The 24624-nt window shown below is 46.1% G+C and carries 19 protein-coding genes and 1 tRNA gene; 10 read left to right on the top strand and 10 right to left on the bottom strand.

Annotation, left to right across the window (positions count from 1 at the left end):
• The first annotated feature begins 5 nt into the window (after nucleotides 1–5).
• On the top strand, nucleotides 6–1313 hold the full coding sequence (locus tag THEBA_RS04465; RefSeq protein WP_014730625.1) for an MFS transporter: 1308 nt from the start codon (nucleotides 6–8) through the stop codon (nucleotides 1311–1313).
• A gap of 203 nt (nucleotides 1314–1516) precedes the next feature.
• Here THEBA_RS04465 and THEBA_RS04460 read toward each other — a convergent pair whose 3' ends face one another.
• The gene (locus tag THEBA_RS04460) at nucleotides 1517–2209 is read right to left on the bottom strand and encodes an N-acetylmuramoyl-L-alanine amidase family protein (protein ID WP_014730624.1); all 693 of its coding nucleotides are present in this window, start codon (nucleotides 2207–2209) and stop codon (nucleotides 1517–1519) included.
• 710 nt (nucleotides 2210–2919) lie between these two features.
• On the opposite strand from THEBA_RS04460, the gene THEBA_RS04455 reads away from it, so the two are divergent.
• From THEBA_RS04455 to THEBA_RS04435, 5 genes are all read left to right on the top strand, one after another.
• Nucleotides 2920–4638: an ABC transporter substrate-binding protein gene (locus THEBA_RS04455; RefSeq protein WP_014730623.1), complete on the top strand. Its 1719-nt coding sequence runs from the start codon at nucleotides 2920–2922 to the stop codon at nucleotides 4636–4638.
• Between the two features lie 14 nt (nucleotides 4639–4652).
• Complete coding sequence (locus THEBA_RS04450) at nucleotides 4653–6368, top strand: ABC transporter substrate-binding protein (RefSeq protein WP_049794039.1); 1716 nt, start codon at nucleotides 4653–4655, stop codon at nucleotides 6366–6368.
• Between the two features lie 184 nt (nucleotides 6369–6552).
• Nucleotides 6553–8064 (top strand): aminotransferase-like domain-containing protein, encoded by a 1512-nt coding sequence (locus THEBA_RS04445; RefSeq protein WP_014730621.1) that lies wholly within the window; start codon nucleotides 6553–6555, stop codon nucleotides 8062–8064.
• A gap of 163 nt (nucleotides 8065–8227) precedes the next feature.
• Entirely contained in the window at nucleotides 8228–9301 is a 1074-nt protein-coding gene (locus THEBA_RS04440) for an LVIVD repeat-containing protein (RefSeq protein ID WP_014730619.1), read from the top strand.
• A 242-nt stretch (nucleotides 9302–9543) separates the two neighbouring features.
• Nucleotides 9544–10545, top strand: a complete 1002-nt coding sequence (locus tag THEBA_RS04435; RefSeq protein WP_014730618.1) for an LVIVD repeat-containing protein — start codon at nucleotides 9544–9546, stop codon at nucleotides 10543–10545.
• A 5-nt stretch (nucleotides 10546–10550) separates the two neighbouring features.
• Here the strand turns inward: THEBA_RS04435 and THEBA_RS04430 are convergent, their stop codons facing one another.
• The 7 genes from THEBA_RS04430 to THEBA_RS04400 form a co-directional block, all read right to left on the bottom strand.
• Nucleotides 10551–11549 (bottom strand): LVIVD repeat-containing protein, encoded by a 999-nt coding sequence (locus tag THEBA_RS04430; protein WP_014730617.1) that lies wholly within the window; start codon nucleotides 11547–11549, stop codon nucleotides 10551–10553.
• A gap of 24 nt (nucleotides 11550–11573) precedes the next feature.
• Entirely contained in the window at nucleotides 11574–12584 is a 1011-nt protein-coding gene (locus THEBA_RS04425) for an LVIVD repeat-containing protein (RefSeq protein WP_014730616.1), read from the bottom strand.
• Between the two features lie 181 nt (nucleotides 12585–12765).
• Nucleotides 12766–13131 carry a hypothetical protein gene (locus THEBA_RS04420; protein WP_014730615.1) on the bottom strand — a complete coding sequence of 122 codons (366 nt, stop codon included), beginning with the start codon at nucleotides 13129–13131 and terminating at the stop codon, nucleotides 12766–12768.
• Nucleotides 13132–13231: 100 nt separating this feature from the next.
• A complete protein-coding gene (locus THEBA_RS04415; protein WP_014730614.1) occupies nucleotides 13232–13645 on the bottom strand; it encodes a hypothetical protein in 414 nt (137 codons plus the stop codon).
• Between the two features lie 42 nt (nucleotides 13646–13687).
• Nucleotides 13688–14719 carry an LVIVD repeat-containing protein gene (locus THEBA_RS04410; RefSeq protein WP_014730613.1) on the bottom strand — a complete coding sequence of 344 codons (1032 nt, stop codon included), beginning with the start codon at nucleotides 14717–14719 and terminating at the stop codon, nucleotides 13688–13690.
• A gap of 673 nt (nucleotides 14720–15392) precedes the next feature.
• Nucleotides 15393–16619: a transposase gene (locus tag THEBA_RS04405; RefSeq protein ID WP_014730612.1), complete on the bottom strand. Its 1227-nt coding sequence runs from the start codon at nucleotides 16617–16619 to the stop codon at nucleotides 15393–15395.
• A 1123-nt stretch (nucleotides 16620–17742) separates the two neighbouring features.
• Nucleotides 17743–18957 (bottom strand): IS256 family transposase, encoded by a 1215-nt coding sequence (locus THEBA_RS04400; RefSeq protein ID WP_014730611.1) that lies wholly within the window; start codon nucleotides 18955–18957, stop codon nucleotides 17743–17745.
• Nucleotides 18958–19465: 508 nt separating this feature from the next.
• On the opposite strand from THEBA_RS04400, the gene rbfA reads away from it, so the two are divergent.
• From rbfA to ribF, 3 genes are read left to right on the top strand one after another with little or no spacing between them, the layout of a single operon-like run.
• On the top strand, nucleotides 19466–19837 hold the full coding sequence (gene rbfA, locus THEBA_RS04390) for a 30S ribosome-binding factor RbfA (RefSeq protein WP_006492572.1): 372 nt from the start codon (nucleotides 19466–19468) through the stop codon (nucleotides 19835–19837).
• Nucleotides 19830–20750 carry a tRNA pseudouridine(55) synthase TruB gene (truB, locus tag THEBA_RS04385; protein ID WP_014730609.1) on the top strand — a complete coding sequence of 307 codons (921 nt, stop codon included), beginning with the start codon at nucleotides 19830–19832 and terminating at the stop codon, nucleotides 20748–20750. The genes rbfA and truB overlap by 8 nt, the downstream gene beginning before the upstream one ends.
• Before the next feature lies 1 nt (nucleotide 20751).
• On the top strand, nucleotides 20752–21651 hold the full coding sequence (gene ribF, locus THEBA_RS04380) for a riboflavin biosynthesis protein RibF (protein WP_041928416.1): 900 nt from the start codon (nucleotides 20752–20754) through the stop codon (nucleotides 21649–21651).
• Here ribF and THEBA_RS04375 read toward each other — a convergent pair.
• Nucleotides 21625–22416 carry an alpha/beta hydrolase gene (locus THEBA_RS04375; protein ID WP_014730607.1) on the bottom strand — a complete coding sequence of 264 codons (792 nt, stop codon included), beginning with the start codon at nucleotides 22414–22416 and terminating at the stop codon, nucleotides 21625–21627. The genes ribF and THEBA_RS04375 overlap by 27 nt on opposite strands.
• An 83-nt stretch (nucleotides 22417–22499) precedes the next feature.
• Between THEBA_RS04375 and THEBA_RS04370 the strand changes: the two genes are divergently transcribed.
• Nucleotides 22500–22574: transfer RNA gene (locus THEBA_RS04370), tRNA-Glu, on the top strand.
• Nucleotides 22575–23117: 543 nt separating this feature from the next.
• On the opposite strand, the gene THEBA_RS04365 is transcribed toward THEBA_RS04370, so the two are convergent.
• Nucleotides 23118–24533 (bottom strand): HD domain-containing phosphohydrolase, encoded by a 1416-nt coding sequence (locus THEBA_RS04365; RefSeq protein WP_014730606.1) that lies wholly within the window; start codon nucleotides 24531–24533, stop codon nucleotides 23118–23120.
• Nucleotides 24534–24624: the final 91 nt, after the last annotated feature.

Raw genomic sequence — 24624 nt, 5'->3', positions numbered from 1 at the left:
TTTAGATGAAAAAGGGAAAGGCGACTTTCGTTCTCTTTCTTTTGCTCTTCATGATGGTCTTTCTAAACGCGGACCAGATGGTCATGTCTCCGAACATGGGGGAAATCGAGGCCGAATTCGGGATAACAAAGGCAGACATCGGGCTGATTCAGGGTTCATTCACTATCGTAGGGGCCTTGATTTCACTTCTCTGGGGCTTCTTTGCCGACAAGTACAACCGAAAGCTCCTGCTTCTCTTAAGCGTTCTGGTGGGCGAGATTCCTTGTTTCCTTTCCGCCTTCGTGCAGACCTTTCCCCAGCTTTTCGTTGCCAGGGCCTTAACGGGAATAGGTGTCGGTGCCCTCTTTCCGGTAGTCTTCTCTTATGCCGGCGATGCCTTTAAAGAGTCTCAGAGAGCCAAAGTAAACTCCTTTCTTTCGACCGCGATCTCTCTGGGAGCCATAGTAGGCATGGTTATAGCCGGCTTCACCGGTGCATCGCTCGGCTGGAGAATCCCGTTCATAATTGTCTCTCTGCCCAATATACTCCTCGCTCTCCTCTTCTTTCTCTTTGCGGAAGAGCCAAAGAGGGGAGCAGCCGAAGTGGCAGTGGGCGATCTCGTCGACAAGGGCGTAAACTACATAGGAAAAGTAAGACTCTCGGACTACAAGAATCTCTTCAAAGTGAAAACCAATCTAATCCTTTTCATACAGGGGATCCTCGGCACGATTCCCTGGGGTGCGATTCCATACTATCTGGTGAACTTCTTCGAAACCTCGAAGAACCTGTCGAAGGAATCGGCAACGATGATATTCATCTTCTTTGGAGTCGGGAACGTGCTCGGAATATTCTTTGGAGGACTTATCGGCGGCCTGCTCTACAAGAAGAAGCCGTCCTACATGCCTCTTTTCAGCGGAATAATGACGATAATAGGGACGTTCGTCGCTCTTCTGGCACTGAACTTCCCGCCCGTTGAAGGAGCAGGCGGCTTCGTAATGCTTGGTGCGCTGGGGATGGTTGCTGCCGCTTCCGCTTCTATGACCGGACCCAACATGAAGACCATGCTTATGAATGTCAATGCCCCGGAAAACAGGGGAAGAATCTTTTCCATCTTCAACCTAACCGATTCTCTCGGGACTGGATTCGGGCAGTTCTTTGCCGGGACGCTTGCGACCGCGGTTGGATCTCTAGGTGTGGCAATGAACGTCTCTGCATTGTTCTGGCTCCCATGCGGACTGGTTTTGCTGACCGCGGCGCTGGTATTTCCAAAGGACATTGCCTCCCTAAACAAGAAGATGAAAGAAGCCGCTCTCACAATGGAGAAGGAAAAATAGAGGCTTGTCAAGAGGTCGAAATCGCTTCCAGGAGTAACTTTGACTTGGAATATAGAAGATAAAGTTGTATAATCTAATTGCTGAAGTAACCCTCAGACCGCTTCGCTGCCCTCGAAAAGGGCAGCAATTTTTATTATATTGAGAGCATCGGCAAAGGGCTTGAAATTCAAATTGTTCTGAGTTCTGCTTTTGATAAGCAATACCTACTTCGTAAGAAAATAATCCGCGATTCCGGTAACGAGAGCCTCGACAAGCTTTTCCCTGTAATCCTGGGTGGAGAGAAGGACATCCTCTTCAGGATTGGACATATATCCCGCTTCGAAGATTATCACAGGGACTTTCGACCAGTTGAACCCCGTCATGTCATCACGAACTCTGATTCCGAGAGACTCTATTCCGCTTATCTGCAGCAAGCTCGCATGGATCTTCTCGGCAGCCTTCCTACTCTCTTCGTAGATCGGCGCAGTGTGTACGGACGACGAAGAAGGAACAAGCAACATGAATCCCTTCAGGCTGCTGTCGGAGCTGTAGTTTGCGTGTATCCGGACACAAAGATCTGCCTTTGCCTCGTTTGCGATCTCTGCCCTCTCTATGTTGCTCACGTTGACTTCGTGACTCTCTCTAGTCATCACGACGTCGTACCCCTCTTCGAGAAGCCTATCCCTCAGCATGAAAGAGAATTCCAAATTGAAGACGTATTCAGGAATCCCGGTAGAGGAGCCGCGCGTTCCGGTAGAAACCCTCGCCTTGGTCGTTTCAGAACCCGGAGCGATCTGCTCGTGAGTGAAGTCGGCTTCCTTCTGATGACCGGGATCGATGCATATAGTAAGTGAAAGGCCCAGGGTGGCAAACAGCATTACAATTGTTGAAAGGACTATTCTTCTCTTTGAATGCATTGAATCACTCCTAACTCTTAATCAATATAAATTATAACTTCTTTACGAATGCGCGAGGTTAAGCAGCGCGAAATGAGATTGCGTTTCTCCTTCAAAGAAGAGTCTCAAGAGACGTTCTCGGATTTGCATTCAGGACTGATACTTTTCATTTGACAGAACCTTAATAGAAAGTCATTGGCTTTGCAGAGAATACATCTCTCGAAATGCCTGAATGTTCATGTGAGAGATCGTTAAAACGCTATTAGGACTATCAGGTGAACATAATCAACCATGAAGGCCCAAGACTGACTTCTGTCATAGACTGGAGTGATTTTAGATGTAGGTTCAATTGCGTTTGTTCTTATTTTAATTCTAGTGCCTTCATTGTTTTACAAAAAATCATGCTCTACTGTTCGATCGGTTGTTTGATTGATAGACTTCATGCAATATAATCTACGTGTAACCGAAAAGATGTTTTGCTACATATGCCGTGTCGCTTCATTGAATTTTCATTTGTGTCCCTCTATCTGGATGGAGGGAAAGGGAATACGAAGCTTGATACTGGCTCATTTATTACTCCTCTTTCACACTCTGTTCTTCCATCTAACAGCATACAACCTTGTCCAAAAACCTGCTGCCCAACTAAGGCTTTTTCTGCGTGCAGGTGCAAGAAAAATGTGTCCTCCGGGTCCGCATTGTGAGAGGACAATTGTTGGAAGGGAGATGGGATTATGAAAAGAGCGTTAATCCTCGTTTCTATGCTTACTATGTTATTTGTCGCAGGATTGGCCTCAGAACCAGATTACTTCATTGCCGACTGTAACGGCAAGCCGGGAGGGTCGCTGAGCATCGATGGCACCGATCCACTGTCTCTAAATCCGGCGTTTGGCATGGATGGGGGATCAGCAATTACACTCGACCTGATTACGGAGTCGCTTCTGAATGAAAATGAATTTGGATTCCCGGAGCATCCGGCTCTATGCAAGGATTGGTGGATTTCGGAAGACGGATTTACATTGAGTTTTGTCATTCGTGAGGGCCTTCAGTGGTCAGATGGACAACCATTCACTATTGAGGACGTGAGATGGACTTTCGAAGAGATATATTTAGTCGCGGAGATGACTCTGTTCGGAAACAGTAATTTCATGAGCTCTGCAGGTGATCTGCCATTGGTAGAAGTGGAGGGCAACACGATCTCATTCACATGGAGCGAGCCAAATGCCCTTGCACCGAGGACTATCGGTCTGACTCCGATTCTCCCGAAACACTGCCTGGAAAAGAACGTAACTGAAGGGACTTTCTCTACCGCATGGAATATCGGTGAATTCGAGAAAGTAGTCGTCATGGGTCCATTCGTTGTTGGGAAGTATTATCAAGGCGATATGATAGTTCTTGAAAGGAACCCTTATTACTGGAAATTCGATAGCTCGGGCTTCAGATTACCCTATCTCGACAAAATCTTCATAACGGTTTCCACAAACATGGAACAGGTTCTCATAAGGTTTGAAGCAGGCGAACTCGACATAATCAATCCAACTGCCGACCAGTTTCCGAGAATTCTCTCAATGGCAGAGGAAAAGGGCTGGAAAGCTGTCACCGGTCAACCGAGACCGCTGAGTGAGTTCCTCATGTTCAACTTCAATGTTCCCGATCCGGTGAAAAGCGAGTGGTTCAGAAATGAACACTTCAGAAAGGCGATAGCCTACGCCATGGATCGAAAATCGGTCCTGGATACAGTTTACTGTGGTCTGGGAGTCATACTGCACGGTCCGGTATCCTCATCCAGTATTTACTACGATCCCCAGGTGGAGGAGTTCAGTTACGACTTCTCGCCGACCCGGGCAAGGCTTGAGCTAAAACGAGGCGGCTTCGACTGGAGGAGCGACGGAACCTGTATCGACGAGTATGGGAATCCGGTGAGTTTCCAGATACTAACGTGTTCTTGGAACAGCCAGTGGATCGGAATCGTCACGATACTCTCAGATCAGCTTTCGAATATTGGAATCAACGCAACTACTGCATTCATGGACTGGGACTCATTTGTTACCAGAGCCTATTTAGGGACATTTGATTCAATGACAATGGGGGAAGGAAGTGCTGAGCCGGGGCTCCTTGAAACGGTCTACCATTCAAAGGGGACGAGTCATTACTGGAACTTCCATCCCGATTACAATCCAAGCGATCACATAACTGAGGATACCTATTTTTATCCCGATTGGCAGAAGAGAATAGATGAGATCTTGGAAGCGCAAAAATCCGTTATTGAACTGGAAGAGAGATGCCGATTGTTCTCCGAATTCCAGTTGATAATGGCTGAGCACATGCCTTTGATTTTCATGACAACTCAGCTACTGCTCTATGCATATGATAGCGATATACATCATGGCCCGTGGATCTATGGGGCGATGCTTGGAATGCCCTGGCGACCATGGGATGTCTGGAGAGAGTGAAGGGAGATGCTAAAGTGAAGCGCATATCAACGGCCTTCATCGTCGTGCTTTCCTTCTGCTGTGTGTTTTCGAGAGCGCAAGATTATTATGTCGCAGAAGTCTCCGGCAAGCCGGGAGGGACACTGAGCGTTGATGGAATGGATCCCAGATCTCTGAATCCCGCTTTCGGAAATGACGGTGCTTCTCTAAACATACTTAAATTCATTGTAGAGTCGCTTTTGGATGAAAATGAATTTGGATTCCCGGAGCATCCGGCTCTATGCAAGGATTGGTGGATTTCGGAAGACGGGTGTACATTGAGTTTTGTCATTCGTGAGGGCCTTCAGTGGTCAGATGGACAACCATTCACTATTGAGGACGTGAGATGGACTTTCGAAGAGATATATTTAGTCGCGGAGATGACTCTGTTCGGAAACAGTACTTTTATGAGCTCTGCAGGTGATCTGCCATTGGTGGAAGTGGAGGGCAACACGATCTCATTCACATGGAGCGAGCCAAACGCCCTCGCACCAAGGACTATCGGTCTGACTCCCATACTACCGAAGCATTCTCTCGAAGAGTATGTCGCAAATGGGACTTTTCCGTCTGCCTGGAATATTGGAGAAACCGAGAAAGTTGTGGTTATGGGACCCTTCGTCATTGAGCAGTTTCACCTGGGAGATACGATAGTACTTGAGAAGAACCCGTATTATTGGAGATTTGACAGTTCGGGCTTCAGATTGCCCTATATAGATAAGATCTTTGTCAAGGTCTCCACGAGCATGGAGCAAGCTCTTCTTCGTTTCGAGGCTGGCGAACTTGATGTCTATAATCCATCGGCTGAACAGTTCCCCCGTGTGCTCTCGATGGCCGAGGAAAAGGGCTGGAGTGTTTTGGCCGGTCAGCCGAGACCGCTGACTGAGTTCCTCATGTTCAACTTCAATGCTCCCGATCCGGTGAAGCGCGAGTGGTTCAGAAACGAACACTTCAGGAAGGCGATAGCTTATTTGATGGATCGAGAATCGATTCTCAACACGATCTTTTCTGGACTGGGCGCCTCTATTCACGGGCCATTATCTTCATCGAGCATCTATTACGATCCCAAGGTGGAGGAGTTCAATTACGACTTTTCGCCGACCCGGGCAAGGCTTGAGCTAAAGCGTGGCGGCTTCGACTGGAGGAGCGACGGAACCTGTATCGACGAGTTTGGGAATCCGGTGAGTTTCCAGATACTAACGTGTTCTTGGAACAGCCAGTGGGTGGGAATCGTCACAGTTCTCTCAGATCAACTTTCAAATATTGGAATCAACGCAACTACTGCATTCATGGACTGGGACACATATGTTACCAAAGCCCATTCTGGAACATTCGACTCAATGACTCTCGCAGAGGGAGGCGCTGAACCGGGGCTCCTTACAATGGTCTACCATTCAAGAGGGGTGAGACATTACTGGAATTATCATCCAGATTACAATCTAAGCGATCACATAACCGAGGAGACCTATTTTTATCCCGATTGGCAGAAGAGAATAGATGAGATCTTGGAAGCGCAAAAATCCGTTATTGAACTGGAAGAGAGATGCCAATTGTTCTCCGAATTCCAGTTGGTGATGGCCCAACATTTGCCGATCGTCTTTACGGCTACACAACTTCTTCTCTATGCGTACGACAATAGCATCCATCATGGGCCATGGAAATATGGATCGATGTTCGAACTGCCCTGGAGACCATGGGATGTCTGGAGAGAGTGATGGGAGATGCAGAAGTGAAGCGCGTATCAACGGCCTTCATCGTTGTGCTTTCCTTCTGCTGTGTGTTTTCGAGAGCGCAAGATTATTATGTCGCAGAAGTCTCCGGTAAACCAAGATGACTCTGGTTAATAGTTTCACTTCAGTCCGTTGAAGAGACACTAGACTCAAAAAGTGGGTGAGACAGGTGTTCAGAATCGACTTTCAGCTGGATAAGGACAGCACGGTTCCGTTATATTTGCAGTTAATCGAAAGGCTAAGAAAGAAAATCCTTTCAGGTGAATATCCCGACGGCTCTAAGTTACCTTCTGTTAGAGAAATCGAACAGCTTCTCGGCGTAAGCAAGAATGTTGTCTTGAAAGCTATGAACGAACTCTACGTGGATGATCTTGTCTACCGAGAAGTGGGCAGCGGTACATATATTCGCGCCAAAAAAGAGAAGGGAGCCGACACCGGACCCATCGACTGGTGCAAACACCTGGATACCTGGTACAGACATACTCATCAGTTCAAGAAGAGATCACCGACGAGTGAAATTGCGACGCTCGGTCTCCTGGTGATTTTTCATAACGAATCGCCGGACGATGAACTGATCCCACATCAGCTCCTTAAGGCCCTCACACAAAGAGCGATGAAAAGCGACATCTTCATGGAGACGGTTAACTATGTGGAGCATCCAAAAGGATTGCGTGATCTTCGAAAGGCAATATGTATGAGACTCGGATGTAATGGGGAGAGCCTGAAGCCGGAAAATGTTATCGTAAGCGGCAGAAACGTCGAATCGGAGCATTTGATCTTCAAAGCCTTCACCAGACAGGGAGAAGCAGTTGTGATTGAAAACCCCACAAATATGAACGTGCTCGGAATTCTGAAGACCCTTCATCTGAAGGTAATTCCCGTTAGAAGAAGTATCGAAGGAATCGATCTAAACCAACTTGAAGATGTTCTCAGAAAGAATTCGGTGAAACTTATCTATTTGCAGTCAACTGCGGGTGAACCGATGGGTACGACCATGCCTGACAGGAAGAAACAGGAACTTGTAAGGCTTGCCGCAAGTTACAGAGTTCCGATTGTCGACGACTTGACCGGCGGCTCCGAGTTTCAGTACACGGGAAAGACTCCCTTTCCAATGCGCCACTTTGAGGAAGATAACGTTGTTTTCGAAATACATGACATAGTGAAAACCTTTGGAGCTGGAGTCACAACAGGCTGGATAGTAGGCCCGGATAAAGCTTTGGACATATTATGGAGTTCAATGAGAGTCATGGAGAGAGATGTCGCAGGATTACTTCAGCTGGTGACGAATGAGATACTCAACTCCGAGTTTTACGATCACCATCTTTCCTTCGTCCATGAGAAACTTACAAAAAGACGAGAATTGTTAATCCATGCCTGTAACAGATATCTGCCGTCATATGCCAAAGCCAATATCTGTGATTCGGGAACAAGCTGGTGGGTAGAGCTTCCGAAGGGCTTTGATGTGCGCGACATAAGAAGGAATCTCAACAGAAAGAACATAGAGATTGCGCCGGGAAACTGGTTCTTCAATGACGAAAAAGGGTACAACTTCTTCAGACTGGGACTGTATGTTAAGGAAGAGTACATAGAACCGGCGCTGATAGAAATAGGAAAGACAGTTGAGAGGTACAGAAAGCACGAGTTCGGCTCAGTCACGAAGTTCGAATACACAAGCTGGTGATGTGCATTGTAGTGGATTTCGAGGTTGAAAGTGGCTCATTCAACGAGAAGAGTTCACTTCTGTTCGGTGCACAGGAGCTGAATCGAAAACTCATTCAGAGACTGCCGCTAACACATGAAGTTTCGAAGTCACTCCTGGCTCTTTGGAAGGAGCGTGATTGTCTGTGAAAAGGTTCATGATCACTTCGGAAAGCGAGCTCCCCATAGAACCGTCCGATCCGGCCTTCGTCGTTCTCGATGTTACCGATCCACGCAAGATATCCTTCGTAGATCGAATAAGGACTCTGGGTACGACCGTTTCATTCGCTTCTCATAACGGGCTTCTCTTCTGCAGTGAAATTGGCCACCTGGAAATCTTCGACGTTTCGAGCCTTCCAAAAATCTCCAGAGTATCCATGTTTGAGGGAAACCATCCAGGCAACACAACACAGTATGAAGTGTCGGAAAAGCGCCTGTACCTTTCAAGCTATCAGCATGGAATAAGCGTAATTGATGTCAAGAACCCGACTTCGCCGGTTCTGCTAGGGTCATGTGATTGTGATATCTCGGTTGAACCAGGTGCTGGTATCGGCCCATACGGGATTTCTCAGATAGTGAAGAGGGGACACTATGTCTTTGGGGTCGCCATGGATTATGTGGCTACAAAAGAGAGGGAAGCGCTGTATGTCTACGACGTAAGCGATTTCGAAAATATCAGGAAGGCTGCCAGATTGAGCACGACCCCCGTTAAGGGTCATGGAATGGCAATAGCAGGAAGCCACTTGTTCGCAGTGGGTGCATGCGGAATTCTCTCAATAGACATATCATCTCCTGAGGAGCCTCTCACGATTGGAGAACTGCCGCTTGAAGGGAGATTCGGCGTTTTCGCCCGAGATTACAGGAATCGACTCCTAATCTCGGGAAGAATACTTGAATTCGCCGAAGAAGAGAGTTCTGCAAAGGCTGACAGCAAATTGTCTTCAAAGCCGCTCCTCTCGAGCGACAGGTCTCAGAATGGATTCTTTCAGGTAATCGACGTTTCAAACCCGATCCATCCTCGTCTTTTGAGCGAGACCCGTATAGACACGGGAGAGGGCTTTGGACTTCTCGTGGATAAAGATATCGCCTATCTGGCCTGCTCTAACGGTGTCGCGACTGTGGACGTTAAAGATGTAAACAACCCTGCGGTTTTAGCTCTTTTTGATGAACTGGATCAGACAAAGGAGTACATAGGCGCGGCAATAGTAGAAGTAGACTGAAGAAATTATAAATATCTCCTGTATTTCTTGAAGCGGGTTCGCGATTTTGGGCCTGTTCTACGCCTTATGAAATGATTTTCTTGAACTAAATCCCTTTCCAAGAGTTGATTATGAGACAGAGGCACTGTTAGGTGAAGACTGGTATATAAGACGCACTTTGCGGGTGAAGATAGCTTTCCTCTGATCTTGAAGAGAACTGGGTTTTCGTGTTGTGATCCCGCGATCAAGGAGGAGGAATTTCTTTGAAATGCCTTGTTTTCGGTGAGAATCTATCTGGCTGGAATACCGGTTCGTCATTCATCTTGGCAGATGTATCTGACCCGGCGAAGATATCCGTAATCGCGAGGGCTAAAGCTTCGGGAAACTGTATGGCCTTCCTAGTAGATTCGGGAAGACTCTATTGCCTTGAAAGAGAGTTCTTCGAGGTCTTCGACATCACAGATATCGAGAACATAAGAATGCTGAAAAGAATAGAAGGATATTGTGGAGGATACATTCTTTTTGATAAAATGAAGGAGCTGCTCTACCTATCTAACTGGAGGCGGGGAATTGCAATCCTGGATGTCTCAAAAAGGGACGACCCGATTCCACTGGGAAGCGCCGATTGTGACTGCGTCGATCTTCATCCCGTTGGAAATGATGGACCATATGGTATGTCAAGCGGCCTTTGTCTCAGAGGCAATTTCCTGTTTGGAGCTACCATGGATTATGTCACGTCGAGAAACCTGGGAGCTTTGTACATGTACGATGTTTCAGATCCTTCAAATCCAAAGAAAGTCACGAAAATTCCGACTCCGGACTTCAGAGCGCACGGGATGGATTCGAAAGGCAACTATGTCTTCGCCGTCGGTGCGCACGGGGTTCTATCATTCGACATCTCTATTCCTGAAGACCCCATGACTGTTGGAGAGCTGAAGACTGGAAATCACTTTTTAGTGAGCGCGAGGCTAGCAGATGACTTTCTCTTTGCAGTTGGTGTTATTCACAGCTCCGTCGAACACAACGGAATTCTTGACGTAGTAGATATCTCTAACCCTCTGCACCCTCGACTCATTGGAGAAATTGTCTTGCCGTTGAGTTTCTTCGGGGACAGCATAACGATCGACAATGAGATAGCCTATGTCGTCTGTGACTCGGGCGTGGCGATTGTAGATATCGGCAGACCGGAATCGCCGAGACTGCTTTCCGCTCGAAACGCTCCTGAAGGCAAATGGAACTCGGGAATACACATCTATGATATCTAATAATCTCAATCAACCGTGAGTATCTCCAGTCCGGAAGCAATTCTGGAACTGTCGGAGGGGCGGAACAGATGGGTAATATCCGGATTAGCGGGATCGCTAACGTCGATGACCCGCAGCCCGAAACTCGAGACGAGGATGAGTCTCTCCCCGATCTTTCTCATCGAGACGTCCGTATAATCGGAAAGAAAGTTGATCGTCAGAAGAGTCTTTCCCATGAACTTTGGTTCATCTGATACCCTCAGATCGACAACATTGAGAAAGGCCGTTGTCGACCTAAGAGCCCATTCATGCTCGACAAGATAAGCTAAGTCTCCGTAGACAATCAATCCAACTCCCCTGGTCCCATCCCTTTCCACAAGTGCCGAACGTCCGCTTTCATTAATGTCATTGACGTTCCTGATCATAAGATTGTTGAATCCAGAGATATACAGTCTCTCACCCTTTATCGCAAGAACGTTGCCCTTGCAGGGGGCAATACTTACTTTTTCTTTCATTTGCGGATTCTCGGGCGAAATGACGTCGTAAATCAGCAGGCATTCACGGTGAGATGAAGTGCTCAAATCATTAACAAGCAACAGAAGATGGTTGTCGAGCAAGGCGATATCCGTCATTAATAGATCTTCCGAAAGATTTCCCGGGTAGATGTGACCGAGCAACTTCGGCTCTTCTCGTTCCGCTATGCTTATGACCCCAACACCCTGAACTTCGTTTAGAACGAATATGAGATCTCTGTGTACATCCGGAGCGATCTTCTTCCCTCCGAACCCCTTGAAATGAGAGATAAGACTTACTTCCGGCAGCATTGCTGCATTATAGATATCGACTTCGGAATTTCCTGAACAGACGAGATAATTGCCGATTCCGAACAGGTCTCTGTAAAAACCTTGACATGGTGTCCTGCCAACAAGCGCCGGTGTCTGATTACGAGTAATATCGACCACCATGAAGACGCAGTCACCTCTCTCATCAGGATCAGAATCCATGGAAATCGCGAAGTCTCTCATGATCTCTCCCGCCTCTCATCGATCTCAAGCAGAAAAGTCTATGATCTCAATGGCATCATAGACCATGTCTGCTCCCGAGGGCCCACAAAGACTTCTAACGGCAGGTTTCTCGGGGTTAGCGATTTCTACTACCGAAATAGTACCGTCGCTTACGACATATACAAGATCCTTCACTAATGCCAAGTTCCAGCTGACACGCCCTATTGTCGGCGTTTCTCCAATCTCCCTTATATGAAGGGGATTGGTGATGTCAAAAATCGACAGTACCCCGGCAGAGCCTTCCGGAGCGTAGTCCGACCCCGCATTGTAAAGCAGGTTTCCCCGGATAACCGAGTTGCAGCACATTCTCGCCTTTTGTTCATGTCTGTTGATGAGAACGGGATCGAGCGGCTCTGAAATGTCGAAAACAAGTATGCTTTCAAAACCCGAGGCATAAGCAATGTCTCCTTGAGCAACCATTCCATGGCTTCTCCAGGGAGCGGTGCTGATCATTACCTTCTGCTGAGGGTTTGATGGATCTGCTATATCGTAAACAATGAAGACCTCTCTGTGTTTGTCGTCCGTATAGTCGCAGGTCACGCAGAAAGCGTATCTTCCTCGTACCACAATTCCTGCAACCCCATATGGTCCGTACGGACTGTCGTCGTCAGGCAAGACCTGGTAGTTGCACGACGCCCTACCGATCAAAGATGGATTATACGGATCATGAATGTCGACGATAGTGATTCCTCTCTTCCAGGAAGTCAGATAAGCGTAATCGCCGCCAGATGAAAGCTCCATATCGATTCCACCAAACAGGTCAATATGTGAGATCTCTTTCACAGAATTCAGGTCGGAGACATCGTATATTGAGAAACCCTTGGACATCGAGCAGTAGATCAATCCGTCTTTGTATGCCAAGGATACAACTAAGCTATGAGTCTCCATTTCAAATATCGAAGACAACCGGAACGGGTCAGTCGCATCGATGAAACTGAGTCTGAACTTGGTTCCCTTCGGGAAATTGCTTTCGCTAACAACAAGGACTCTTTTCATCACCGGAGCACCTCTTCTCTGATCGGTCCTGATCCAGCATTATTATACTTAACAAGGATCTATTTCATCTATCCCAAAACAGTCTCTCGCCCAACATTGATCAAAAAAATGGCCCGCTATGCGGGCCGATCCTCTAGTTAGAAGGGAAAAGGGTTTTGTACTCTTTTTATCGAGACTTGTATCACAGTGTAAGATAAGTGGGAACGCCGTTCAAAAACTCTTGAGCAAATCTGTCTTTATCCGCGGCGACAACTGCCGCGCTTTCCAGACCGGTTTCGTCTTTGAAGAAGACTATTACCTTATCGAAGGGGCAGAGAACGCAGCCGTACTTTTCTGCTCCCAGACAAACCTCCTTCCACAGAACTTCGATCCCTATTCTGCTGAAGAGATTCAGGCAGATTTCCGAGATGTCCAGTTTGTAGTCACCCCCGGCTGTGTGGACGTACACTTGCGTTACTGTCACAGTTCCATCGAGATCGTATCTAGCAATTGCCAGTGATGCAAATATCGTTATCAGCAAAAAGATCATTATGAAAGTCTTTCTCATTCTTTTGCACCTCCTTCAGAAATGAATTGATTGATTAATCGAATCATTAACAACACACTTTTCCAAAACCATTGAGAGTCATCTGAATAGTACGAGATAATCAGGCTTCAATAGTAGTTCCATAATCATGCGTGAAATCCCACTCATTTGCGGCCAGTACCGCAACCTTCTCCACACCTTTTTCGATGTAGAAGACAATTACCCTATCACTTGTTGAAAGCGAAAGGCCTCTCTCTATTGCCGTCCTACATACTTCTTGCCAGAGCAAACATCTAGATGCACAACTGCAGAAGTCGCTGCAATTTCCGTTAACTGCGACTTGAACATCTCCTCCTGACGTGTGGATGTATACGGCAAAGATCTGAGAAGCGCGGTAATTGTTGACTGCAGATCTTTCTGCGAGCATTTCGGGACCGGCGCCGCCTTCGAAAATAGTCCTTGTTTCCGTGCTAGCCAAAACACTGACTGAGCACAACAGTACAAGGCTTACAAGAAGAATCGCTACCTTTTTCATACCAAACACCTCCTATAATCGGTTCGAAACGTGATTTATGGGCTAAGAAACCCTTTCTTCTTTAAACACTTCATCCCGATAGTCAATTACCTCGATGCCTTCCGCGATTTTGTCGACTTCACAAGGAGTACATAGATTAAGCAGCTTAGGTTTCTCGGGATCGGCTACATCGACTATCGCCAGGCCGCATTGGCAGGAGAGATACGCGAGATTATCCACAACTTTGACGTTAGTGGCCGCTCTTGCGGGAATCAGAAGCTCACTAATACTCTCTACGTGAAGAGGATTTGAAATGTCGAGTATCCTCAATCCTGCAAGCTTCTTGTTGGGCTCATATACTATTTCGGGAACGTACAGATAATCACCTGAAAGCCAGGGGTTCATACCAAAACGGTCGGGAGTTTCTATCAAAGAGATAGTTGCAGGTTCTTCAGGCCTCGAGATATCGATAACCATCGTACTTCTCAGGCCTACTATGACAACGTAATTCCTTTTCAGTACTATGCCGTGGCCACGACATGGGTAAGTATTCACTCTAGCGATCCACTTTGGGCTGCGCGGTCTCGAAATATCAAAAACGTAAAGAGCCTCTCTGTTCTGGAGCATGTCGTAATCCATAGTAGAGGCGAAGAGAAGCCCATTATGCACTGCAAGACCGGAGACGCCATAGGGGTGAATTTCTCCATTGTTTCTTTCATCTCCGTTACACCCCATTCTTCCAATCATTCTTGGCTCATAGGGATCATTTATGTCGATTATTAAGACACCGTTCTTCCAATCGGCAAGAAAGGCTTTCTTCCTTCTTTCCGAGATCACTATCTGACAGCCGCCGTTTGCCGCGAGCCTTGAAAGCAATCTGGGCGCAAATGGGTCAGAAATGTCAAAGATCATGAAACTGCCTGGAAGAGTGCAATAGAGGAAGCCGTTACTGCTCGCGAAACTCCCGCAATGATCGGGAAGCTTGCTTCTGCTTAGAACCACCGGTTCAAGGGGATTGCTGACGTCTATCAGTGCAAAGCCGCAATCGCTCTTCGATGGAAAGTGAGAATCTGCTGTAACGACAACTCTCTTCATTCAGTCCACCTCGCTCTAGAAACTTCAATCAGTAAAAATTCACTCTCAGATACAAGGGGGGCCATTGGCCCCCCTCTACCTTTTTCCTCGGGTCTGGGCCCCTTTATGATAAATATGGACCTCTTCTGAATGACCGTTACTTATCTTCCTGAAACAAGTATAGGGTTGTTTTTCGCCTTCAAAGGGTACATTTACTCCTAAGTTCAGGGGAACACTTGAATTTTCTTTGAAGAAATACTCTGTTCTATAAACATTTATTAGAGGGCACTTTAGCAGTTGAAAGAAGACTATCGGAAATTCCCGACACAAATTGGCAGGGTTAAAAATGGGAAAGACCGGGGTTGGGGGTCGCAGATTCGTGGTAGGAATAGCAAAAGAACTGGTCCATAGTTGAACGGTTATTCTTTCTCCAAGGAGAACCTGTTATTCGTTCCAGAATGAGGAACTGTTCTTCGTTCTTGGTCAGACCGGACCGGAATCAAAGCCAGGAGCGAGATGCTGGTCAGAAGCAATACTATAGCTAAACAGAATCCCTGGGTCTTGACCCTCCTGCCGAAGGCAGCATCACTTCCCCGGATGACTTTCCGGCCATCACTTCTGCTCTAGTTCTTCTTCTTCTTTTTCGGAGGGCTTCTACTATGTCAACAGTTATAAAAAAGGCAGACTGAAAGGATCAAGCAGTAGACCGGCAGGTAGCTACTGAAGATACTTTCAGCGAGTATTCAGGCTTCTGTTTTCCCTCCTTTTTAGAAGGAGTATAATCAGAAAGAGGATTCCTCTTGAAGAATTTCTCTTCTGAGTAGGGAGTCAAATCCCTAAGCATGGCGAAGGCGATTTTGAGGATGGTGTTCGCCAATGCACGGAGGGCATGAGCAGAGCTCTTGCCCTCGCTCTTTTTGTTGTCGTAGAATCTTTTCATCCATTTAGAGCTATTTGTTGCAGCAAGACTGGCTATATGAAGAGTCCCTCTGAGATAGTGATTGCAGTTACTTCTCATCTTGGTGGTATTCTTGTTACCGCTTCCATAGTAAGTCGGAGTAGTTCCCGCGTACCTTTGAAGGTCTCTGTAGGAACTGAACTTGTGTGTTAGGTAGGCAACTATGAGCTGGCTGGCGATTATTACTCCCACTCCAGGTAAGGTGAGAAGCACACTGAATTCGCTTTTCTCAATGATTTCTTTCATCTGCTTGCCTATCTCTTCCTTCATCACTTTCTTCTCCATAGCGTACCTTGAGAAAGCGACTATCAATGTCCTTATGGAAGCTGGCACATATCTTTCAAGCGCGATTTTTCTGAGCTCCTTCAGCTTGCTTTTGAGATTGCTATTTATCAGGAAACCCATCTCTTTAAGCTTCAGGAGTATCTCTTTATCAGACATTGAGAGAAAGTCTTTTGCAGTAGGACAGATGGATATAAACGCCAGTTTTCTGGCGGAAGTGCCACTGAAAACTTCTTTCACCTCCGGCCAGTACCTTTCAAGGTATGCATCCAGCCTTCCTATATCCTGCATCATAGATACATTTATCACAGCGTTCTCTTCAACCAGTACATCCAGCTCAAAAGCTATCCCTTCCCTCTTCACTTGCAAACACCATTCGGGGTTATGCTCATAGGTCATCGCTATTACCTTCGAATCAATGAAATCGCTCTTGCCTTCTATCACGAAGAATGACCTGGCTTCGCTCGATCTCCTGCTTGGAAGTATGTACACCTGCCTGTTGTTCCTTAGAAGATAATCGACGATCCTGTTATTGCCATCCTCAATAACATAGACCGCCTCCTTTATCTTCAGAAGCTTCGCGAAATCTTCTTCCTTGTTCCTTAAAACTAACTTCTTACCCTGGTGCAAAAGATAACAGTAATGCTTCTTTCTTCCCCAATCAATTCCAACTATCTCCATAACTGCACCTCCGTTGCTTGTTTGGCAGTTTGTTGAGTGTTTCGTTTACCGCTGTTTTGGTCCTGAAGCATTCCTGCTCCGGATATTCTACTATCGTTCCTGAACACTCCTGGATGCAAGATGTTCTTGCCCCACTGGGCCTCGCAGGCTATAACGAAGGACTGGACTTATCTTGCATCCCCTGCCTCTCTTATTCTAACAAACAACGGAGGACCGTTGACGGATAACGTGGTTTTTTAGCGGCGTTCATCTGCCCTTCCCCCGCGAAGCGGGCATTGCGTCCTGGCATGATCTTGGCCAGCCTTGCGTCCACTGATGCCTTCCGGCCCATTGCGACTTCCCTATGGTCCCATTTTTCGCGTAAATGGCAGAGATTCCAACCAAGACCTCTTTCAGGCGAACAGCCGTTCGCCCCTACAAAAGAATCGTATAATCGTCTGACATTGTCATCCCGTAGCGCTCTTATACGGGATCTGGTTTTTCAATTCCAACAACTTGCAACTGTTTCAGAGATTTAGATCCTGGCCAGAAGCGTGCCAGGGTGACCCGAAGTAAAAAAGACCGTCATCCCGATATGCAACTGATCGGGATCTAGTCTTGAAAGCGATCCAAGGATCTAAATCCTGGCAGATGTGCCGGGATGACATAGATGACTGCCATCACGTCTTACTCTTGTAAGGAATTTTAGTTTTTACCCGCCTGGCGTGTTCTTCGCCAGCCTTGCGTCCACTGATGCCTTCCGGCCCATTGCGACTTCCTTATGGTCCCATTTTTCGCGTAAATGGCAGAGATTCCAACCAAGACCTCTTTCGGGCGAACAGCCGTTCGCCCCTACAAAAGAATCGTATAATCGTCTGACATTGTCATCCCGTAGCGCTCTTATACGGGATCTGGTTTTTTCAATTCCAACAACTTGCAACTGTTTCAGAGATTTAGATCCTGGCCAGAAGCGTGCCAGGATGACCTCAAGGGAGTAAGGTTATCATCCCGTGAGGCGGAACTGGCAGCACGAAGTGCGACTGGCTTTCTAATAGCTTCCTGCCGCATGCGGCACTGCGTCTAATGTTCTATAGGTTCTGTCTCTTTTTTTGTGTAAACCCCTTTTTTGTAATGGGTTTAAGAATCAGCTTATGTACTTAGCTAATCTTTCATACTTTATCACAAGTTGAGTAAGGATCCTGGACCAATCAAGAGTTCTTACTGTCCATTTCTTTGTTATGTTCATTATTGCTAGATAAGCCATCTTTAAGAGAGAATTGTCTGTTGGAAAGACTCCTTTGTTCTTCGTCACCTTCCTGAGTTGTCTATTAACTGATTCAATGGGATTAGTTGTATAAACCAATCTTCTCAGTTCCTCTGGATATTGAAAGAAGGTTGAGAGAGTTTCCCAGTTATCTTTCCAGCTTTTTATTGACAAGTGGTATTTGTCGCCCCACTTCTCTTCTAGTGCAAGCAATGCATTCCATCCTGCCTCTCTTGTAGGTGCCTGATAAATTGTCTTGAGATCGCGTGCTAGAGGTCTACGATCCCTCCAGGTAACATATCTCATGGTGTTTCTTATCTGGTGAACTATGCACTTCTGAACCTCTGAGAATGGATATACAGCCTCTATGGCTTCTTCCATTCCGCTTAATGCATCTATTGAGAAGATTGCCACGTCTTCAACCCCGCGATTCTTCAATTCGTTGAGAATGCTTAGCCAGTAGCTTGCTCCTTCTGTTTCACTTATCCACATGCCTAGAATGTCTTTGTGGCCATTTAGGGATACTCCTAAGGCTATATAGAGTGCTTTCTTCCTTACCTGGTTGCTTTCAACGACCCTGAAGAATACGGCATCCATGTAGACTATCGCATACGCAGATTCTAATGGTCTGTTTCTCCATTCGGAGACCAGTGGCAGTATCTTGTCCGTTATCCTGCTTACGCTCTCTGCAGACAATCTGGAACCGTAGATATCCTCTATATGACTCTGAATATCTCTTACTGTCATTCCCCTTGCATACATGGAGATTATCTGATCCTCTATACCAGAAATGTCCCTCTGGTGTTTCTTCACAACAACCGGTTCAAATTCACCTTTCCTGTCTCTTGGTATCTCAAGTTCTATTTCTCCGTAATCGCTCCTAACTGTCTTCTTGCTATGTCCATTCCTGGAATTGTCAGTCTCTTTGTTCTTGTAGTCATGCTTCGAATATCCAAGCTCATCTTCCAGTTCTCCTTCAAGCATTTCTTTGATTACGTCACCAAACAATTCCTTCATTGCCTCTTGAACATCTCCAACGTTTTCAAATCCATTCTTCTCGATTAACGACTTGATCTTTTCTCTGTCAAATTTCATCTTCTTTTCCCTCCAATCTTCTCTTCCATTCTAGAGGGTTTACACAATCTTCTTTACATACTCGTTCTATAAGGGCATCACTTCCCGACGAAGTCGGCCTTGCGTCCACTGATGCTCCTCAGTGCATTGCGTCCCGACATGTTCTTCGTCGGCGTGCGACCGCCAATGCTTTTCGGCGTATTGAGTCTGATATTTCTTTCTTCCTCGCGCAAGCGAGCATCACTTCCCCGGATGACTTTCCGGGCATCACTTCCGCCGATGTTTTTCGGCGCATCACTTCCCGACGAAGCCAGCCTTGCGTCCACTGATGCTCCTCAGTGCCTCTTGCGTCCCGGCGCGATCTTCGCCGGCATTGCGTCGAATTTCTTATATGCTCTTCTCTGAGAACGGCGAACCGTTGACGGTGGACCCGAGAAGGCCTCCAGCCGAAGCGCCGTTGCATTCATTTTCATTCTGGCATATTCCCATCTTCGCTTTGTAGGTTATAATTATCCCGGAGGTGAGAGCCATGGCAAGTAGTTACAGGAAAGAGATGTTGGAGTCTGAGATAAAGAAGGTTCTCACGGTAACTCTATCATCTTACACAAGTTACAACGACTCGCTAGGAATGGTTTCAATAGTCAGGGTAGAACTTACCAAAGATAAGCGTTTTGCAACGGTCTTTGTAAGTCTTATGGGACCAGATGAAAGCAAGAAAAAGCTGGTTAAAAGGCTGAATGAAGATAAGGGAATCTTCAGGACTGCAATTGCAAAGAACATTCGTCTGTTCAAAGCCCCTGAAATCCGTTTTAAAGAAGACATTGGAATAGAAGCAAGCTTGAGAGTAGCTCAGTTGCTGGAGAAGATCGAAAGGGAGAGGACAAACACGAAAGATGAGTGATGGGATTATACTTGTAGACAAACCGGTCGGAATTACCTCACATGATCTTGTCAACCTCCTTCGACGTCGACTGGGGACAAAGAAGATAGGCCATGCGGGAACACTGGACCCTTTTGCCAGTGGGCTCGTTATCTCTGGGGTAAACAAGGGAACTCGGATTCTCGAGTACTTTCTTGAAATGGACAAAACATATAGGACCGAGCTCGTGCTAGGAAGAATTACAGATACATTTGACATTACGGGCAGGACTGTTGAAGAGCGGAAGGTGCCGGGTTTCTGTTTCAATGAGGTTTTTAATGCACTCAAATCATTTGAAGGAGAGTATCTTCAAGTTCCTCCCGCATACTCTGCAAAGAAGTACAACGGAGAGAGGCTTTACAAACTCGCTAGAGAGGGCAAAATAATCAACCTTCCGCCAAAACCGGTTAAGATCTATTCTATCGATGACATTGGCATTTCTTATGAGAAAGTCACCTTTACAGCTAAGGTCTCAAAGGGAACTTACATCAGATCGTTGGTTATGGATATTGGGTACAAACTTGGCTGCGGCGCAACGGTTACTGAACTACGAAGGATTTCTCAGGGTAATTTCTCCGTTGATTCTGCACACCAGATCGACGATGTGTCTGATTTCTCAATAATTTCACTCGAAGATTCGATTGACTTCCTTCCAGGTCTTCTGCTAAACGATTCTGAGAGCAGCAATGTCCTCCTTGGCAAACAGATCTATGCCAGCGGAGTGGCAGGTGTTATGGGAAAGTTTGCGAAGAACGACTTAATCAGAATAATCGGTAGCGACGAACGACTATTGGCAGTCGCAAGATCAGAGCGCACTTCTTCATTCATCAAGACACTCCTAGCTAAGAATTCGCTCGAGAGAGTGGCAAAACTGGAAAAGGTTCTTGGTGCTTGATATGTATGTTGCCTGCATAGGAAATTTCGACGGCGTCCATTTGGGTCACAGAGCGATCATGCAAAAGACGGTAAACATAGCAGCCAATCTAGATTTGCAGAGTACAGCAATCTCAATTGTCTATCCCTGGGGATACTACTTTCCAAACTTCCCGGGGATAATCTATCCTGTTGCACAGAGACTTGAACTGATTCTGGCTACCGGAATTGAAAGGGTACTAACTGTCAACATGTCAGAAATCAGGTATCTTGAACCGGAAGATTACATCTCCAGGCTGATGAGTGAAGGCATGAGAGCAATTGTAGTCGGAAGTGATTTCACCTTTGGAAACGGTGCAAAGGGAAATATCGAGCTATTGGAGAGGATCTCAAAAGAAGGAGACTTGAGAGTTGAGATCGTACCCGACGCGCTATATGACGGGCGCAGAATTAGCAGCAGCTGGATAAGGGAATCTATAGCTAAAGGGGACATCGGCCTCACGAATTCCCTTCTAGGAAAGAGATACTCGATACGAGGCAAGGTTTACAAAGACAAACAGCTCGGCGCCAAGATTGGCTTTCCGACTGCAAACATACATCGGGGAGATGAAAGGCTAGTAATACCGAGATCGGGTGTTTACATAATTATGTCGACGATTGACTCTAGAGATTACTTTGGTTTGCTAAATGTTGGTTTCAGACCCACGGTAAACACATCGGAAGAAGTCAAGTATGAAGTATACTTTTTTGACTATTCCGGCAATCTCTACAATAGAAACCTTGAACTGGAGTTTCTTGAATTTATTAGGCCCGAGTTGAAATTCGACTCACTGGGCGAGCTAATAGAACAGATAAAACATGATGAAAGAGTTGCCCGTCGCTGGCTGGAGATACACCTAAATATGCTCAAGAAAGAACGATGAAATCGCCCCGAAGAATTGAGACCTTCTTTCTTCGTCGGCAAACAGTTCGTGCTTTCCCCCCGGGATTTCCAGCATTTTCTTCTCCACGTTAATCTTTTCGTAGAGCTCCTTTCCTCCTACTGGATCAACAACCCTGTCGGCGGAACCATAGACTATTAGAGTAGGTGTCATTATTCTATCCGCCTCTTTCAGCGCCTGCTCGATACTATCTTCAAGACCGAAAAAGAGATTCGGTGATACTCGATCATGCACATAAGGATCTGCAATGTATCGTTGTACAGCTCTCTCATTATTTGACAAGTCAGCGGGAGTGAAACGAGAAGAACTACTGAATGTAGTTTTTGGTGCAACTCGTCTGATAATCGAAATCAACGGAAGCAGATTCTTGACGGACTCCTTTGCTGAAAAAAGATGGGGAGCGCTAAGGGCGGCGGCATTGAAAAGATCTGGATGCACCTCTATGACTCTTGTAGCTATAAGTCCTCCCATACTGTGCCCGAAAAGGAAGAGGGGAAGCTCGGGCTGAATCTTCTTCACTCGATCGGCAACTTCCTTTACAAGCGACGTGAAGTCGTCAAATGACTTAATGAAACCCCGAGTTCCCGAATGCATGCCGTGACCTGGAAAATCTGCCGCAAACACATCGAATCCCTTTCCGTTAAGATAAGTAGCAAAACCGTCGTATCTTCCACTGTGTTCGCCAATTCCGTGACAAATCACGACGCTTGCCCTTTTGCGCGAAGAAAACCATCGTCTAACAAACACCGCAACACCTCCTCAAACTGATTATATCTCTTCAATAGGGGTGTTTACAAAAGCCAGAGAGCATGATAATATTATTTCTGTTCGGCCCCATAGGATAACGGCTAGTCCACCGGATTCTCAGTCCGAAGGTCGGGGTTCGATTCCCCGTGGGGCTGCCAACATTTTAGTTCTCCATCGGCGTAAGTTCCATTGAAAATCTCCCAGTTGGGAGATTTTCGCTTTTTCAGCTCTTTTTTGTTCTGAGTTCCTTTGATGTCTTTCAACCCTCTGCTTTAACAGCTGATCGCAAAGAACTCTATTCTCGCTCGCGTTGTTTTGATTGTGAGCCTTCTTTAGACACTTTTATAACCTAGCACAACTGATCTCCATGTGAACCGGCTCGTAAAATACAGTCAGCACATCATCCTAAACCTTGCAAGAAAAAACAAACGCGACGCAGAGCATAACCAATTCTTATCGATTTATTAATATGTCGGTCTCTATAGGATATGAGTTTTCGCAGATGCTATGCTATCATAATTCAATGCCTATTATTTTCACTTTAGCACTTCCTATTCTTTGCCGCCCATTAGAGGCGGCTTCTATTTTTTCGTCTTTGCTTCTTAATTAAACAACGGTCGAGGAATTATTTCCCCTTCCTAAGCATCTAGAAAATGATCGGTTTTGAAATTGCGTGGATTTTTGAAGAGTACAGAGGTCTTCTACTGATCAGATTCTAAAAAGGTAAATCCTCCTTCTATTATCGAAGCACAAATCTCAACGATCTTCGGGTCGTAAAGCCTTCCAGCATTCGATCTGATTTCTTCTAGTGCGGCATCAAAACCAAGTGCTGCTCTATATGGTCTATGGGAGCTCATCGCTTCGACAACATCGGCAACCATAATTATCTTGGCTTCGAGAAGAATCTCCTTCTCCTTCAAGTGTCTAGGATAACCGGAACCGTCGAGACGCTCATGATGCTGATAAACGATTTCTGCAACGGGCCAGGGCAGTTTGACTTTTTTAAGAATCTCGTATCCTGTCACGGGGTGCCTCTTTATTATTTCAAACTCTATATCGCTCAGTTTTCCGGGCTTCGACAATATCTCGGTGGGAATCATAATCTTTCCTATGTCGTGAACCATTGCCGAAACTCTCAAAGCTTCGATCGTTGATTCGTCAAGATCCATTTTTCTTCCAATTTCGACGGCAAGTTTAGCGACGTTCTTCTCATGGAATTCAGTGTATGGATCCTTCAGATTCAGCACATCAGACAACACAGTAACAACTGAATTGAAGGCTGCCTTCAGTGCTTCGCTGGTTTTTTGGCGTTCAGTAACGTCTCTGGCGATTCCTTCTATTGCAATAAGATTTCCTTCATCGTCATAAACGGGCACATTCATCTGCTCGGTCCAGATGATCTCTCCATTCTTCTTGATCCATCTCAAAAGAATCGGCGATTGATTCACTTGCTCTGAAAGCCCGTCAAGTTTCCATCTGTCATCAGGATGGACCAGTTCGAAACCAAGATTTGGATTTGAGTAGTGCTCCTCCGGTGTATAGCCTGTAATCTTTGTGGCAGAAGGGCTGACATACGAGAATTTTTTCTCGGGGAATAATTCATATCTATATACCAGATCATTCGCCTTTTCTGCAATAAGCCGAAACTTCCTCTCGCTTTCTTCAAGAGCCTCTTCAGCTGCGGCCCTGAGTCTTTCTTCCTTCTTTCTTTTTATTGCCTCCTTGACTGCGAACGGGAGCCTAGCCATATGTTCCTTTATGACATAATCTGAGGCGCCCGCCTTCATACATTCAACGGCAGTCTCCTCGTTCATGGAACCAGTAAGAATGACTATAGGCGTACTGGGAGAGAACTTCAAAGCAAGATCTATTACTTCCATCCCGCTGAAGTGAGGCATCATGTAATCGGAAATGATTATGTCGGGCTTGTAATTAGAGATCGACTGGAGAAAATCTTCACGATTATCTACCCTCAAGAAACCAACAGAATCGCACCATCCCGAAAGCCCTTTTGTGATTTCTAATTCCGCTAGCTCCGCATCACTTTTCAAATCTTCTACGAGAAGTATCTTTATCGACGAACAATCAGAGAAATTTCCATCAACGGTCTTGTCCATAAACACCTCCCGATAACTCAACAATAATATCATGCAGGACTGTCATGATCGAACGAGCAGATACTGTTCTTTTCAGCGTAATTTGAAAACC

Source organism: Mesotoga prima MesG1.Ag.4.2 (genome assembly GCF_000147715.2).
Lineage (GTDB): Bacteria > Thermotogota > Thermotogae > Petrotogales > Kosmotogaceae > Mesotoga > Mesotoga prima.
The sequence above is the reverse complement of the archived record's forward strand: the minus strand, read 5'-3'. Positions and strand labels throughout refer to the sequence as shown.

Coding starts and splice junctions, on each gene's coding strand:
- THEBA_RS04465 (WP_014730625.1), top strand. CDS start 6: ATGAAAAAGGGAAAGGCGACTTTCGTTCTCTTTCTTTTGCTCTTCATG.
- THEBA_RS04460 (WP_014730624.1), bottom strand. CDS start 2,209: ATGCATTCAAAGAGAAGAATAGTCCTTTCAACAATTGTAATGCTGTTT.
- THEBA_RS04455 (WP_014730623.1), top strand. CDS start 2,920: ATGAAAAGAGCGTTAATCCTCGTTTCTATGCTTACTATGTTATTTGTC.
- THEBA_RS04430 (WP_014730617.1), bottom strand. CDS start 11,549: ATGAGAGACTTCGCGATTTCCATGGATTCTGATCCTGATGAGAGAGGT.
- THEBA_RS04425 (WP_014730616.1), bottom strand. CDS start 12,584: ATGAAAAGAGTCCTTGTTGTTAGCGAAAGCAATTTCCCGAAGGGAACC.
- THEBA_RS04420 (WP_014730615.1), bottom strand. CDS start 13,131: ATGAGAAAGACTTTCATAATGATCTTTTTGCTGATAACGATATTTGCA.
- THEBA_RS04415 (WP_014730614.1), bottom strand. CDS start 13,645: ATGAAAAAGGTAGCGATTCTTCTTGTAAGCCTTGTACTGTTGTGCTCA.
- THEBA_RS04410 (WP_014730613.1), bottom strand. CDS start 14,719: ATGAAGAGAGTTGTCGTTACAGCAGATTCTCACTTTCCATCGAAGAGC.
- THEBA_RS04405 (WP_014730612.1), bottom strand. CDS start 16,619: ATGGAGATAGTTGGAATTGATTGGGGAAGAAAGAAGCATTACTGTTAT.
- THEBA_RS04400 (WP_014730611.1), bottom strand. CDS start 18,957: ATGAAATTTGACAGAGAAAAGATCAAGTCGTTAATCGAGAAGAATGGA.
- rbfA (WP_006492572.1), top strand. CDS start 19,466: ATGGCAAGTAGTTACAGGAAAGAGATGTTGGAGTCTGAGATAAAGAAG.
- truB (WP_014730609.1), top strand. CDS start 19,830: ATGAGTGATGGGATTATACTTGTAGACAAACCGGTCGGAATTACCTCA.
- ribF (WP_041928416.1), top strand. CDS start 20,752: ATGTATGTTGCCTGCATAGGAAATTTCGACGGCGTCCATTTGGGTCAC.
- THEBA_RS04365 (WP_014730606.1), bottom strand. CDS start 24,533: ATGGACAAGACCGTTGATGGAAATTTCTCTGATTGTTCGTCGATAAAG.